Below are 13392 nucleotides of genomic sequence, written 5' to 3'. Positions count from 1 at the left end.
ACGTTGCAAGTCGCATTTCCCCAGTGGAAATCGGTTGTGATCACGAGAATGTGAATTGCTCAAAATCAAATTGCGCGCAATTGATATGGGCATCGGAACACAAACAGGCGAGGAAGCCATGAACGTTCTCTACACCGCCCATGCCCACACGACCGGCGGCCGCACCGGCCATTCGGAGACCGACGACGGTCGCCTGAAGATCGACCTGTCGACCCCGAAGGAGCTGGGTGGCGACAGCGGTCAGGGCACCAATCCCGAGCAGTTGTTCGCGGCCGGCTATTCGGCCTGCTTCATGGGCGCGCTGAAGTTCGTGGCTTCCAAGGAAAAGGTCTCCATTCCCGCCGACGCGTCGATCGACGCCCACATCGGCATCGGTCCGCGTGAGGATGGCGGCGGCTTCGGCATCACCGCCAAGCTTGAGATCAAGGTGCCCGGCGTCGATCGCGCCGTGGTCGAGGATCTGGTCGCCAAGGCCGACATCGTCTGCCCCTACAGCCACGCGACGCGCGGCAACATCGAGAAAACGCTGGTCGTGCTCTAAGGCGGGTTGCCCCTCCCCCGTCCCGCTCTAGCCGACCATCGACGCGCCGGGCTCCCCCCACCCGGCGCGTCGCCGTTTTTCGCGATTGTTCAGCAGTTTCGATCCGTCAGGTTGCGAGCTTGATCGCTGCCGGGGCTCAGAATAGGTTCGACCGTTCTTTGGGGGGGGGGAGAAGATGATGGCGGCACGCTTTGCCAGCATAGGCGAGTGCATGGTCGAACTGGCGCCGCAGGCGGGCGGCCTTTATCAGCGCGGTTTCGCAGGCGATACGCTCAACACCGCCTGGTATCTGAGGGCGCTGCTGGATCGCGGGAAGTCTCTGGTCAAATACGTGACCGGCGTCGGGTCCGACGCCCTCTCGGACGAGATGGTCGACTTCATCGCCAGCGCCGGCATCGACACCTCGGCCATCGACCGGGTCGCCGGCCGCACCGTCGGCCTCTACCTCATCACGCTGAATGGCGCGGAACGCTCGTTCACCTACTGGCGCAACGAGTCCGCCGCCAAGCTGCTCGCTTCGGTGAGCACGCGTCTCGACGCGGCGCTGGCCGATGTCGACGTCGCCTACTTCTCCGGCATCACGCTGGCCATCCTGTCATCAGAGCATCGACGCGCGCTTTTCGCCGCGCTCGCCAAGGTGCGTGCGCGCGGCGGCGAGGTGGTGTTCGATCCCAATCTTCGCCCGCGTCTCTGGCCCGACCCATCGACCATGGCGGCTGCGATCATCGAGGGCTACCGAGCCGCAACCATCGCGCTGCCGACCTCGCCCGATGATGCCGAGCTTTACGGCGACGCCGACGCCATTGGCACGGCCGACCGCATCGCTGCGCTGGGCGTGCGGGAGGTCGTCGTCAAGGCTGGCGCAGAGCCGACGCTGGTTCGGGCCGGCGGGCTCGACGCCTGGGTGGCGGCCGAACGCGTCGATCGTCCGGTGGATACCACCGGCGCCGGTGACAGCTTCAACGCCGGCTATCTCGCCGCCCGCCTTGCTGGTGGTCGTTCGCCGGCGGAAGCGGTGCGGCATGGCCACGCGGTGGCGGCGCGGGTGATCCAGGCGCGCGGCGCATTGATCGACATGAACCTTGTGGCCGATCTCGGCGTCGGCGCTGGCTGACCGATAGGCAGATGCCCATGAAATAGGCGCTTACCGACCGGGGCGACCGCTCTCCGGTGGGGTGTTGGCTGGCTTGGGGCTGGCACGCATCCTGCTTTGTAGAAACGCGAGTGGGCCGAGAACGGCGCACCTTCCAAGGGAACCGGTCCGCAACAGGGCCAAGCGCAGCATCGTCGTCGGTATCGCCGCCTTTCCTTCCGGGCGTCGGTGCCGGCGACGAAGTGTTTCGGGCCGGACGCGATCGCTTGTCAGAGAAAAAGCTGACTGTCCTTGCCAGTATTCGGATAATGAAAATCCGGCTATGGACGGAGTTTGGCACGCCGGTTCTTCTGCCGGGGCGCCGCCTTTGAGATACTGGCGCCGAACCCAGACCCTGACCCTTGAACAGGATGCCCGAGATGACCGAGCGCGACGCGCGCGCCCCGCTTCGCACCTTTCCCGCCCGCATGCAGCCGCTTGCCCGGCTGCCATTGTTCGTCGACCTCACGGGGCGTCGGGTGGTGGTGGCGGGCGCATCGGAGGCGGCGGCCTGGAAGGCGGAACTGTTCTCGGCGGCCGGAGGCGACGTTCACGTGTTCGCCGAGACGCCGGATGTGGAACTCGTGGCGGTGATCGAACGTGGTACGCCGCCGGGCAACCTTACCCTCCATCGCCGCACCTGGACCGAGGCCGATCTCGTCGGCGCGGCGCTGGCCGTGCTCGACAGCGACGCGCCCGAGGAGATCGCGGCATTCCAGGCGGCCGGTCATGCCGCGAGGGCGCTGGTCAACGTCATCGACAAGCCCGATGCCTGCGACGTGCTGTTCGGCTCCATCGTCAATCGTTCGCCGGTGGTGATCGGCATCTCAACCGACGGCGCGGCGCCGGTGCTGGGGCAGGCGATCCGTCGCCGCATCGAAGCGCTGTTGCCGCCGGCTCTGTCCGCCTGGGGCGCGCTGGCCGGACGCATCCGCGACGCCGTCACATCGGCGCTTGCGCCCGGCGCGCCGCGCCGTGGCTTCTGGGAGCGCTTCGCCGAACGCGCCTTTGGCGCCGCCCCCGAAGAGGGGGAGGCGGCGCGCCTCGTCGCCGAAGCCGAGGGCGCCGCCCATGCGGATGAACCGCCCGGTCGGGTCATTCTGGTTGGCGCCGGTCCCGGCGAGCCAGAGCTCCTGACGCTGAAGGCGGTGCGGGCGCTGCAGTCGGCCGACGTGGTGCTCTACGACGATCTCGTCTCCGCGGACGTGCTGGAGCTGGCCCGCCGCGAGGCGCGGCGCGTCGTTGTTGGCAAGCGCGGCGGCAAGGCCTCCTGCAAGCAGGAAGACATCAATGACCTGATGGTCGAGCTGGCGCGGGCCGGCGAGCGGGTCGTGCGCCTGAAGGCGGGCGACCCTATGGTGTTCGGCCGGGCCGGCGAGGAGATCGACCGGCTCAGGGCCGAGGGCGTCCCCGTGGACGTGGTGCCAGGCATTTCGGCTGGCATCGCGCTGGCCGCCGCGCTCGGCGCCACGTTGACCCACCGCGACGCCGCCCATTCGCTGCGCTTCGTCACCGGCCACGCCAAGAGCGGCGAGCTCGACGAGGGGCTGGACTGGCGAGGCCTCGCCGATCCCGACACGACGCTGATCGTCTACATGGGCGGCCGCACCGCCGGCCGGGTGGCCGAGCGGCTGGTCGCCGAGGGCCTCCCCGGCGAGACGCCGGTGGTGTTCGGCTTCGGCGTCGGCCAGCGCGGGCAGAAGCTTGAGCGTCACCGCCTCGCCGATCTCCTCACGCTCGGCTCGGTGCCCACCGACCAGCCACTGGTGATCGGCATCGGCAAGGTGTTCGAGGCGGGAACGCCGGCCACGGTCTCGGCCCTGACCGCTGTGGCGCTTTGAGCCGTTGTTTTTCATGGCCTTGCCACCGTCCGGAGTGCTAGGAAGCATTCGCATTTTCTACGGACGGACGGTATGGACAAGACGCTTCTGACCATTCCCGGCGACATGCCGGGTCTCAGCTACTCCCTGACGGCGCTGCGCTTTGCCGGCACAGACCCCAAGGCGCCCAAGGCCTATCTGCAGGCGGCGCTGCACGGCAACGAACTGCCGGGCGTCGCGGCGCTGCACGTCCTCATTCCGAAGCTCAAGGCGGCGGAGGCCGAGGGGCGGCTGAAGGGCTCGATCACTGTCGTCCCGTTCGCCAATCCGATCGGTCTCAACCAGTTCCAGTGGGACGACCATCAGGGCCGCTTTTTCTACGGCAGCCGCACCAACTTCAACCGCGCCTTCGCGCTGATCGACCGGCCCGACCCGGCGCTTCTCTCGCTGCCGGACACGGTGTCCTGCGATCGCCGACTGAAGGCGGCGTTGCAGGCGCTGGCCCTCGACGCCGATCTGGTGCTCGACCTCCACTGCGACAACGAGGGGCCGAACTACCTCTACATGCCGGCCGAGCTCTGGCCGCACAGCGCCGACCTTGCCGCCGCGCTCGACTGCGGCGCCGTGCTGACCTTCGAGGGCGGCACCGACGCGTCCTTCGACGAGGCGGCCTTCCGGCCGCATCTCGCCGCCGGCAACTTCGAGCGGCGTGTCGTGGCGACGGTGGAGCTGAAGGGCATTCACGACGTCGGGCCGGAAACGGCCGAGAGAGACGGCGATGGGCTCTATCGCTTCCTGGTCGGGCGTGGGGTGATCGCCGACGCGTCGGCGGCGCCGGTGGGGCCGTTCAAGGGTAAAGGCGTGCCGCAGTCCTATGTCGAGATGGTGCGCGCGCCGGTCGGCGGCATGGCCTTCTTCCACGTCAAGCCGGGCGATGTCGTCAACGCCGGCCAGCTCGTCGCCGAGATGATCCCGGTTCCGGGCGAGCCGTCCGTGCCGGTGCACGCCATGGCGGCGGGCCTCGTGCTGACGCGGGTGCTCGCCCGCGCCATACGCATAGGCGACGATCTCGTGAAGATCGTCGGCGACACGCGGTCGGTGACGGCCAAGGATGGCGGGGCGCTGGAGAGCTGAGGGGGCCTGATATCGGCCGCACGCCTCTTTCTGCCTGAGGTCCTGCGTCTTCGCGCAGGATGACGATCTATGTATATGTTTTAAATATATAATTCCGTCATCCTGCGCGAAGGCGCAGGACCTCAGGACAAGAACGCAAGGGGCGGATATAGGGTGCTCGATGCCGCGATGCCCCTTGCAGGCAGATCCCTTGGGCGACCCTCATTCCGCCACCTTACTCGATTGATCCCTTCGTGCCGCTTGCAATCGCCGGGCTTATCTGGTTAGGCCCGGTCTTCAGCCACGAGGGGACACCGCCATGGTCGCACAGATTATCGATGGCTTTGCCATCGCCGCCGAGCTCCGTCAGGACATCGCCGTTCGCGCCGCCGAGATGAAAGCCAAGCATGGCGTCGTTCCCGGTCTCGCGGTGGTGCTGGTCGGCGACGATCCGGCGAGCGGCGTCTACGTGCGCAACAAGTTGAAGGCGACCGCCGAGTGCGGCCTCAAGAGCTTCGAACACATCCTGCCGGCCGACACCTCGGAGGCCGACCTGCTCGACCTCGTCGGCAAGCTCAACGCCGATCCGGCGGTGCATGGCATCCTGGTGCAGCTGCCGCTGCCCAAGCAGATCGACGCCGACAAGGTGCTCGGTCTGATCGACCCCGACAAGGATGTCGACGGCTTCCACCCGGTCAATGCCGGCCGTCTCTCCATCGGCCTGCCGGGCTTCGTGCCCTGCACGCCGCGTGGCTCGCAGATCCTGATCGACCGCATTCTGCCCAACCTCGCCGGCAAGCATGCCGTGGTGATCGGCCGCTCCAACATCGTCGGCAAGCCGATGGCTCAACTGCTCCTTCAGAAGAACGCCACGGTGACCATCGCCCACTCCAAGACCGCCGACCTGCCGGCTCTCTGCCGCACCGCCGACGTGCTGGTGGCCGCCGTCGGTCGCCCGCTGATGGTGAAGGGCGACTGGGTGAAGCCGGGCGCGGTGGTGATCGACGTCGGCATCAACCGCATCGAGGTGGACGGCAAGGGCAAGCTGGTCGGCGACGTCGATTTTGCCTCGGCCGCCGAGGTTGCCGGCCACATCACGCCGGTGCCCAAGGGCGTCGGCCCGATGACCATCGCCTGCCTGATGCTGAACACGCTGGATTCGGCGGCGCGGCGGATCGCCGGCTAAGCGCTTTCGAGCCAGTTGAGAACGCCGCTGGCCGCCGCGCGGCCGGTGGCGAAACAGCCGGTGAGGAGGTAGCCACCGGTCGGCGCTTCCCAGTCGAGCATTTCGCCGGCGACGAAGATGCCCGGCCGCGCCTTCAGCATGAAGCGGTCGTCGATGTCGGAAAAGCGGATGCCGCCGGCCGAGGAGATCGCCTCTTCGATCGGCCGGATGCGGACGAGCGGGATGGGCAACGCCTTGAGGCGCGCGGCCAGCCGGTCCGGATCGCGGCGTTCCTCCTCCGACGAGAACAGCCGGGCCAGCGCCGCCTTGACGCCGTCGAGCCCGGCGCCCTTCCTCAGACGATTGCTGAACGATGCCTTGGCGTCCTGCCGGGCAAGGTCGCGGGCGAGGCGCTCGGCGGCGCGGCCCGGCGCCAGATCGACCACCAGATCGGCCTTGCCGTCGCGGGCGAGGCGGTCGCGCAGGGCGGCGGAATGAGCGTAGACGAGGCTGCCCTCGACGCCATGGCGTGAGATGACGAACTCGCCCGGCGTCGTGCCGGCGTCCGAGGTGACCGTCACCGACTTGACCGGGCTGCCTGCAAAGCGCTCGACGAACAGTGCGTCCCACGCGACATCGAAGCCGGCGTTGGCCGGTCTGAGGTCGGCGACCTCGATGCCGATGCTCCGGAAGGGGGCGACCCAGGCGGCATCCGAGCCGAGGCGCGGCCAGGATGCGCCGCCGAGCGCGAACAACACTGCATTGGCCTGGATCTCGGCCGGCCCATCCGGCGTGTCGAAGGTCAGTCCGCCGTTGGCAAAGCCGGTCCAGCGATGACGCGTCTTCACCATGGCGCCCTGGTCGGCGAGCCGCCTGAGCCAGGCGCGCAGGAGTGGCGATGCTTTCATCGCCTTGGGGAACACCCGGCCGGACGAGCCGACGAAGCAATCGGCGCCAAGGGCGTTGGCCCAGGCGACGAGGGTGTCGGGGCGAAAGGCATCGAGCGCGGCGAGGAGCGCCGGCGCGGCTGGACTGTAGCGGGTGATGAAGCGGTCCCAGGGCTCGGCATGGGTGAGGTTGAGGCCGCTCTTGCCGGCCAGCAGCAGCTTGCGCGCCAGGCTCGGCATGCCGTCGTAGATGGTGACGCGGCAGCCCTTGCTTGCCAGCACCTCCGCCGCCATCAGCCCGGCCGGTCCACCACCGACGATCGCCACGTCCGCCATTTTCTCATCCATCCGGGAGCTTATCTTCCTGTCAGTCGGTCTGGCGCCTTATGTCAGCCCGGTTTCAAAAGTCAAATCCGGTGCCGCGCTTGTTTTCGCACGACGTGGGGCGCCTCGGAGCAAGTGAGCGTCAGGAGACTTGGCGCAAGTATGATCAACCGTGCAACAGACATACTTCGCAAGACGAGATGGACGCTTTGAAAAATGTGACTGATCGAATATAATACAAAAGTATCATCGCCATGTCGTCTGACGGGGGAGCGATGGGATTTCCAGAGGCACGAGGCGTCTATATCGAAGGGGCGAGCGCGCTCTATCGAAACACCGGCCTCCTCAACAAGGCAGTGAACACCTTGCCGCGTCACGCCATTTTCGGCTGCGCGTTGCACATTCACGCCTGCCGCGTCTTCGATCCCGCCGCGCCAACGCCAACGCTCACGTGCCTGCAGAAGCTGTCGGCGGACTATCGCAACCTCAGTCCCGGCCGGGTCGCGGCGCAGGCGCTGCTTCTGCGCAAGCTCGGCTTCCTTGAGGCGCTGCCTGGCAGCGACCGCCGCCAGCGTCTCCTCCAGCCGACCGAGAAGATGGTGCGCGAGGATCACCGCTGGCTGATGGCGCAACTCGAGCCACTGGGGCCGCTCGGGCTGTTCCACCTCACCGGGGAGGAGCGGGAGACGCCCGAGTTCGTGCTGGCCTTTCGTTACCATTGGGCGCTGGCGCCGACCGAAGAACTGGATTTCCTGGCGCGCCATCCGACCGTCGCCTTCTTCGTCATGCGCGACGGCGGGTTTTCGATGTTGCTGGAGCTCTTGCTCCAGTGGTGGGCAACCGGGTCGATGCAGGTTGCCTTCGACGTCAAGGAGACCGCATCGGCCTTCTGTGTGTCGAAAAGCCAGATCTGGAACTTGCTGCACGCGGCGGAGGCGCAAGGTTTGCTGGCAGCCGAGGCGCAAGCCTGGCGGCGGGTCAGTTTGTCCAGCCGACTGCTCGCCGACTTCGATGCCTGGTTTACCGAGGTGACGATGGAGTTTGCCGCTGCCGCCACGCGGGCGCGCCTTTTCTGGATCGATCACCGGTTGAATTAGCCCAAGCATTCTTCTGCCGCTCGAGCGTCTGGTCCGTTTTGTGTTCTATATAGAAAAAGTAAAAGCCGGAACGCAATTGTTCCGGCTTTTCTTAAAGTATAGCCTTTAATATAACTGCTCGCTCGGGGCGTTTAGCCTTACGTTATAAAAATCGAACTTACGTATCGTTCTTTTTCTGTTTCGCTCGGCCTAGGACGCTTCCAGGGCAGTTTCTATTTATAGAGCCAGAGCATTCTGCGCTCAGAAATTCATCATGCCTTAAACTTAGCAAAAAATGCCGCCGGACACAAAAGGAATCGCGACCTCGGCTGTTATTTTTTGGATGTTTTCACTATTGGTGATTGCACGTATAAGCCGCCTTGGCCGATGAAATGGCGGATGTCTGGCGCTCCCGTCGGCTTGTCCGATTGCGCGACGTCGTCTCCGGGCGCTCGCTTCAAGCGTTTCCTCTCCGGGGCAAATCTGTTAACGGCAGGGCCATGATGGAAGCCGCGAAGTCGATCTTTTCCTACCGCAAGCACTGGGCCGCCCGTTTTGGCACCGCGCCGTTCCTGCCGCGCAGCCGCGCCGAGATGGATGTGCTGGGCTGGGACAGCTGCGACGTGATCGTCGTCACGGGCGACGCCTATGTCGATCATCCCTCGTTCGGAATGGCGGTCATCGGCCGCCTTCTTGAGGCGCAGGGGTTCCGGGTCGGCATCATCGACCAGCCCGACTGGAGGAGCGCCGAGGCGTTCAAGGTGCTCGGCAAGCCGAACCTGTTCTGGGGGGTGACCTCCGGCAACATGGATTCGATGGTCAACCGCTACACCTCCGACCGCCGCATCCGCCACAACGACAGCTACACGCCGGGCGGGGAGGGCGACAAGCGCCCGGACCGTGCCGTGATCGTCTACTCGCAGCGCTGCCGCGAGGCCTACAAGGACGTGCCGATCGTGCTCGGCGGCATCGAATCCTCGCTCCGCCGCATCGCCCATTACGACTACTGGTCGGACAAGGTGCGCCGGTCGATCCTGGTGGATTCCAAGGCCGACATCCTGCTCTACGGCAATGCCGAGCGCGCCATCGTCGAGGTGGCGCACCGCATCGCCAAGGGAGGCGACCCCACTACCTTCGATGACGTGCGCGGCGTGGCGTTGATGAAATCCGCCGTGCCCGAGGGGTGGACGGAGGCGCATGCCGACGACATCGAGAGCGCCGACGAGGGCGCTCGCCAGCTCGGCGCCGGCACGGTGCTGCGCCTGCCGGCCTTCGAGCAGGTGGAGGCGGACGCGGAGACCTACGCCCGCGCCAGCCGCGTGCTGCATCGCGAGAGCAACCCCGGCAATGCCCGGCCACTGGTTCAGCGCCACGGAGATCGCGAGTTGTGGGTGACGCCGCCGCCGATCCCGCTGACCACCGAGGAGATGGACAGCGTCTACGAGCTGCCCTATGCGCGTGGTCCGCACCCGTCCTATGGCGAGGCCAAGATTCCCGCCTGGGAGATGATCCGTTTCTCGGTCACCATCATGCGCGGCTGTTTTGGCGGATGCTCCTTCTGCTCGATCACCGAGCACGAGGGCAGGGTGATCCAGAACCGGTCGGAGGGCTCGATCCTCAAGGAAATCGAGCATATCCGCGATCGCACCGAGGGCTTCACCGGCATCATCTCCGACATCGGCGGCCCCACCGCCAACATGTACCGGATTGCCTGCAAGGACCCGAAGATCGAGAGCGCCTGCCGCAAGCCGTCCTGCGTCTATCCCGACATCTGTCCCAACCTCAACACCAGCCACGAGGCGCTGATCCAGCTCTACCGCAAGGTCAGGGCGGTGCCGGGCGTCAAGAAGGTGATGGTGGCCTCGGGCGTGCGCTACGATCTCGCGGTCAAGAGCCCGACCTACATCAAGGAACTGGTGCGCCACCACGTTGGCGGCTACCTGAAGATCGCGCCCGAGCATACCGAAGAGGGCCCGCTTTCGAAGATGATGAAGCCGGGCATCGGCGCCTACGACCGCTTCAAGCAGTTGTTCGACGCGGCGGCGGCCGAGGCGGGCAAGAAGTATTTCCTGATCCCCTACTTCATCGCCGCCCATCCCGGCACGTCGGACGAGGACATGATGAACCTCGCCATCTGGCTGAAGAAGAACGGTTATCGCGCCGATCAGGTGCAGACCTTCCTTCCCTCGCCGATGGCGCTGTCCACCGCCATGTACCATTCCGGCGTCAACCCGCTGAAGGCGGTCAGGCGCGGCGGGTCGGAACGGGTGGAGACGGTGAAGGGCCTGAAGCAGCGCCGCCTGCACAAGGCCTTCCTGCGCTACCACGATCCGGAGAACTGGCCGCTGTTGCGCGACGCGCTGAAGTCGATGGGCCGCGCCGACCTGATCGGCAACGGGAAGCACCACCTGATCCCCAACTTCCAGCCGGCCGGCACGGGCCTTGGCGGTGGCGAGGGGCGGCGCACCGGCGCCAAGCACGGCTCGCAGAAGTTCCTCACCAAGGGGACGTTTGGCAAGCCGGTGGGCGGCGGACCGGCGAGGAAGCCGAGGGGTCGGTAGGGTGGCTGGAGCCTGATATGTGCCGGGTGTTCCATTCTGCCTGAGGTCCTGCGTCTGCGCGCAGGATGACAAATTTATATAAATATCATATACATAGATTGTCATCCTGCGCGCAGGCCACTGCTGTCCGGTTTAAATCGCCAACCCAGGGAGAAGCATCTGCCTTGGATCGCTTACGGGCGGTTTGGGTGGTGTTTTGAGATGGCAAATGCTCCTGCTCGTGTCCAGAACGCGGCTAAACGTCTGAAGACGAGTAGAATCAATGCCATGCACCCTGTCCAGTGATTTAAACCGGACAGCAGTGGCGCAGGCGCAGGACCTCAGGCAGGAAACGGCGAGCGGCCGATATAGATCTCCGGCCGTAGCCGATGCGTTTCCCTCTATCCCCTCACGCCGCCCGGGCATCCCTTGAGAAGGACTCGATCAGCCCGCGCATGCGGACGATTTCGGCCTGGATGGTGCCGGCGGTGGCCGTGACGTCGCCGGCCACCGAGCGGGTGTGGTCGGCAGCGCCGGCAAGCTCCTGAGTTCCCACGGCCATGTCGTCGGTGGAGGCGGCGGCCATGGCGGCGCTGCCGGAGATCTCCGACGTCGCGTCGCCCTGGCCGATCACCGATTCCGACAGGGCGCCGGCGGCGGCGTCGATGTCGGCCATCGAGGCGGCGATGTCGCGGATCAACTCCACGGCCGAGCGGGTGGCGTTGCCGATGCCGTCGATCAGCTTGCGGATGTCGTCGGTGGCGCGCGTGGTCTGGTTGGCAAGGCTCTTCACCTCGCCGGCCACCACCGCGAAGCCCTTGCCCATTTCGCCGGCTCGCGCCGCTTCGATGGTGGCGTTGAGCGCCAGCAGGTTGGTCTGGGCGGCGATGGAACCGATCAGGTCCACCACCTCGCCGACACGCGCGGTCGAGTCCGACAGGCCGGCGATGACGCCGCTCGCCGTGCGGGCATGGGCGGCGCCGGTGCCGGCGACGGTGACGGCGGCGTTGGCCTGGTCTTTGGCCACGGTTTGCGAGCGGGCGAGCTCGCTGGCCGCCGAGGCCATGGTGCGGACGCTCTCGGCAGCACTGCCGGCGGCGAGCGAAGTGCGCCCTGCGAGTTCGGAGGCATGGGTGGCGGCGTCGGAGAGGTCGGCGGTGCCGCGCCCGAGCTGGCCGGCAAGGTCCTCGACGGTTGCGATCACCTCGGCGGCAGCGCCGTCGAAGGCGGTAATGGCTCCCTCGAGCGCCGCCCGGCGCGCCTCGCGCTGGGCGTGGTCGCGCTCGGCCGCCTGGCGCAACTCTTCTCGCTCGCGACCGCTGGCTTGGAACACCAGGAGCGCCTCGCCCATGGCGGCGATCTCGTCGCCTCCCTTGCGGACGGGGACGGTGACGTCGAGGTTGCCGTGGGCGAGCGCGTGCATCACCTGCGTCAGGGCGCGCAGTGGCCGGGCGATGCGGCGGTTGAGGAGAGCGGTAACCAGGATGGCGACGCCGACGATTCCGGCGATCACCGCGAGCACCGCGAAGCTGACGCCGTCTCGGTCGGCCCGCGCGTCGTCGGCGACGGCGTCGGCGGTTTCGTGCAGGGCGTCGGCAGCGGCGGCCGACAGGCGCATCGTGTCGGCGCGGGCCGACTGCAGCGCTTCGGTGGCCCGGCGCAGGCCGCTCGTCGCCTTGCGATAGTCGGCAAAGGGAAGCGCCACTTCCTTGGCCGCGTCCGGTCCGAGCGCGGTGATGGCGGCGCCGGCCCGGTCGAGGGCGGCGTCGATGGCCTTGCCGTGGGCGAGGTCGGGGTGCAGCCGGTAGCCCTCGGTGGCAAGCAGCAACTCGTAGGCGGCGGTACGGAAGTCCCGGACCGCGGTGCCGAAGGCGGCGGCCCGATCGCGGCGGATCGACAGGCCGGCCGTCCGGTTGAAGGCCTTGTCGGCGCTTTCGCGCGCCTTGGCGTTCACCGCGTCGATGCGCTGGTCGACGGTGGCAAGGCGCGGCGACAGGCGCGGCCACTCGCTGGCGAGGTCGATGAACTGGCTGTTGTCGCTCTTGCGGGCGACCGTCTGGTAGAGGCCGGCGGTGAGGGTGGAGATGGCGCCGAGGTCCTCGGCGAAGGCGTCGTCCTCGTTCGTGACGCGGGTGTCCTCAGCAAGACGTGCGGCGATGGACAGCGCGTTCTGGCCGGCCGTCAGTTGGCTGAACTCGCCGGTGCGAAGAAAGGCTTCGAAGGCGGCTCGGCCTCGGACGAGGCGCAACTCGGTGTCGGTCAGGCCCGAGACGGTCGCCCGCGTGCCATCCAGCGCGGCGCTGACCGCCTCAAGGTCGGTTTCAGATTTGTCGAGGTCCGCGACGGCGTTCGCCTCGAGCTTGGCGGCGACCGCTGCGAGGGCCGAGAAGGCGCGGTCGATGTCGCGGGTCGCCGTATCGATGTCCCGCCAGCCGTCGGAAAGAGCGTTCACCGCGTCGGCGAGGCCGGCCGTGACGCCGCTCAGGGCGGGCATCGAGGCAACTCCGTCATCGACGGCGGCGATGCCGGCGAGCGCCGCCTCTGCGTCCTCGCTTCGGCCGGAGGCATAAAGCGACTGGATGGCGGCCGCGGCGGTGTTGATGTTGGTGAGCGCGGTCGATACGCCGGTCACCGTGTCGATGGCGCTGCCCGTGCGCATCAGGCCGAAGAAGCCGGCGCCTCCCGCCGCGCCCGCGAGCAGGACCAGGAGGAGCGTGAAGAGGAAAAGTTGCGCGGTAATGCTCTGGCCTGTTCGCATCGTATATTTCCCGGTTCATGCGGTTTTCACGATGAA

The 13392-nt window shown here is 66.9% G+C and carries 9 protein-coding genes; 7 read left to right on the top strand and 2 right to left on the bottom strand.

Annotated features, from left to right (window positions below):
- The first annotated feature begins 118 nt into the window (after positions 1-118).
- The 5 genes from M4J40_RS05495 to folD all read left to right on the top strand — a co-directional run bounded on the left by M4J40_RS05495 (position 119) and on the right by folD (position 5792).
- On the top strand, positions 119-541 hold the full coding sequence (locus M4J40_RS05495) for an organic hydroperoxide resistance protein (RefSeq protein ID WP_251752734.1): 423 nt from the start codon (positions 119-121) through the stop codon (positions 539-541).
- Between the two features lie 178 nt (positions 542-719).
- The gene (locus tag M4J40_RS05490) at positions 720-1655 is read left to right on the top strand and encodes a sugar kinase (protein ID WP_251752731.1); all 936 of its coding nucleotides are present in this window, start codon (positions 720-722) and stop codon (positions 1653-1655) included.
- Between the two features lie 398 nt (positions 1656-2053).
- The gene (gene cysG, locus M4J40_RS05485; RefSeq protein WP_251752730.1) at positions 2054-3514 is read left to right on the top strand and encodes a siroheme synthase CysG; all 1461 of its coding nucleotides are present in this window, start codon (positions 2054-2056) and stop codon (positions 3512-3514) included.
- Between the two features lie 72 nt (positions 3515-3586).
- On the top strand, positions 3587-4627 hold the full coding sequence (locus M4J40_RS05480) for a succinylglutamate desuccinylase/aspartoacylase family protein (protein ID WP_251752728.1): 1041 nt from the start codon (positions 3587-3589) through the stop codon (positions 4625-4627).
- A 298-nt stretch (positions 4628-4925) separates the two neighbouring features.
- The gene (folD, locus tag M4J40_RS05475) at positions 4926-5792 is read left to right on the top strand and encodes a bifunctional methylenetetrahydrofolate dehydrogenase/methenyltetrahydrofolate cyclohydrolase FolD (protein WP_251752727.1); all 867 of its coding nucleotides are present in this window, start codon (positions 4926-4928) and stop codon (positions 5790-5792) included.
- Here folD and M4J40_RS05470 read toward each other — a convergent pair.
- Positions 5789-6994, bottom strand: a complete 1206-nt coding sequence (locus tag M4J40_RS05470; RefSeq protein ID WP_405030718.1) for a TIGR03862 family flavoprotein — start codon at positions 6992-6994, stop codon at positions 5789-5791. The genes folD and M4J40_RS05470 overlap by 4 nt on opposite strands.
- A gap of 263 nt (positions 6995-7257) precedes the next feature.
- Between M4J40_RS05470 and M4J40_RS05465 the strand changes: the two genes are divergently transcribed.
- Complete coding sequence (locus tag M4J40_RS05465) at positions 7258-8079, top strand: hypothetical protein (protein WP_251752723.1); 822 nt, start codon at positions 7258-7260, stop codon at positions 8077-8079.
- Between the two features lie 482 nt (positions 8080-8561).
- The gene (locus M4J40_RS05460; RefSeq protein WP_251753176.1) at positions 8562-10619 is read left to right on the top strand and encodes a YgiQ family radical SAM protein; all 2058 of its coding nucleotides are present in this window, start codon (positions 8562-8564) and stop codon (positions 10617-10619) included.
- A 388-nt stretch (positions 10620-11007) separates the two neighbouring features.
- Here M4J40_RS05460 and M4J40_RS05455 read toward each other — a convergent pair whose 3' ends face one another.
- Entirely contained in the window at positions 11008-13356 is a 2349-nt protein-coding gene (locus tag M4J40_RS05455) for a methyl-accepting chemotaxis protein (protein WP_251752722.1), read from the bottom strand.
- Positions 13357-13392: the final 36 nt, after the last annotated feature.

Source organism: Pleomorphomonas sp. JP5 (genome assembly GCF_023721815.1).
In the GTDB taxonomy this organism is placed as follows: Bacteria; Pseudomonadota; Alphaproteobacteria; order Rhizobiales; family Pleomorphomonadaceae; genus Pleomorphomonas.
The sequence above is the reverse complement of the archived record's forward strand: the minus strand, read 5'-3'. Positions and strand labels throughout refer to the sequence as shown.

Excerpts from the sequence above, each read along its gene's own strand:
- M4J40_RS05495 (WP_251752734.1), top strand. The coding sequence starts at position 119 with ATGAACGTTCTCTACACCGCCCATGCCCACACGACCGGCGGCCGCACC.
- M4J40_RS05490 (WP_251752731.1), top strand. The coding sequence starts at position 720 with ATGGCGGCACGCTTTGCCAGCATAGGCGAGTGCATGGTCGAACTGGCG.
- cysG (WP_251752730.1), top strand. The coding sequence starts at position 2,054 with ATGACCGAGCGCGACGCGCGCGCCCCGCTTCGCACCTTTCCCGCCCGC.
- M4J40_RS05480 (WP_251752728.1), top strand. The coding sequence starts at position 3,587 with ATGGACAAGACGCTTCTGACCATTCCCGGCGACATGCCGGGTCTCAGC.
- folD (WP_251752727.1), top strand. The coding sequence starts at position 4,926 with ATGGTCGCACAGATTATCGATGGCTTTGCCATCGCCGCCGAGCTCCGT.
- M4J40_RS05470 (WP_405030718.1), bottom strand. The coding sequence starts at position 6,994 with ATGGCGGACGTGGCGATCGTCGGTGGTGGACCGGCCGGGCTGATGGCG.
- M4J40_RS05465 (WP_251752723.1), top strand. The coding sequence starts at position 7,258 with ATGGGATTTCCAGAGGCACGAGGCGTCTATATCGAAGGGGCGAGCGCG.
- M4J40_RS05460 (WP_251753176.1), top strand. The coding sequence starts at position 8,562 with ATGGAAGCCGCGAAGTCGATCTTTTCCTACCGCAAGCACTGGGCCGCC.
- M4J40_RS05455 (WP_251752722.1), bottom strand. The coding sequence starts at position 13,356 with ATGCGAACAGGCCAGAGCATTACCGCGCAACTTTTCCTCTTCACGCTC.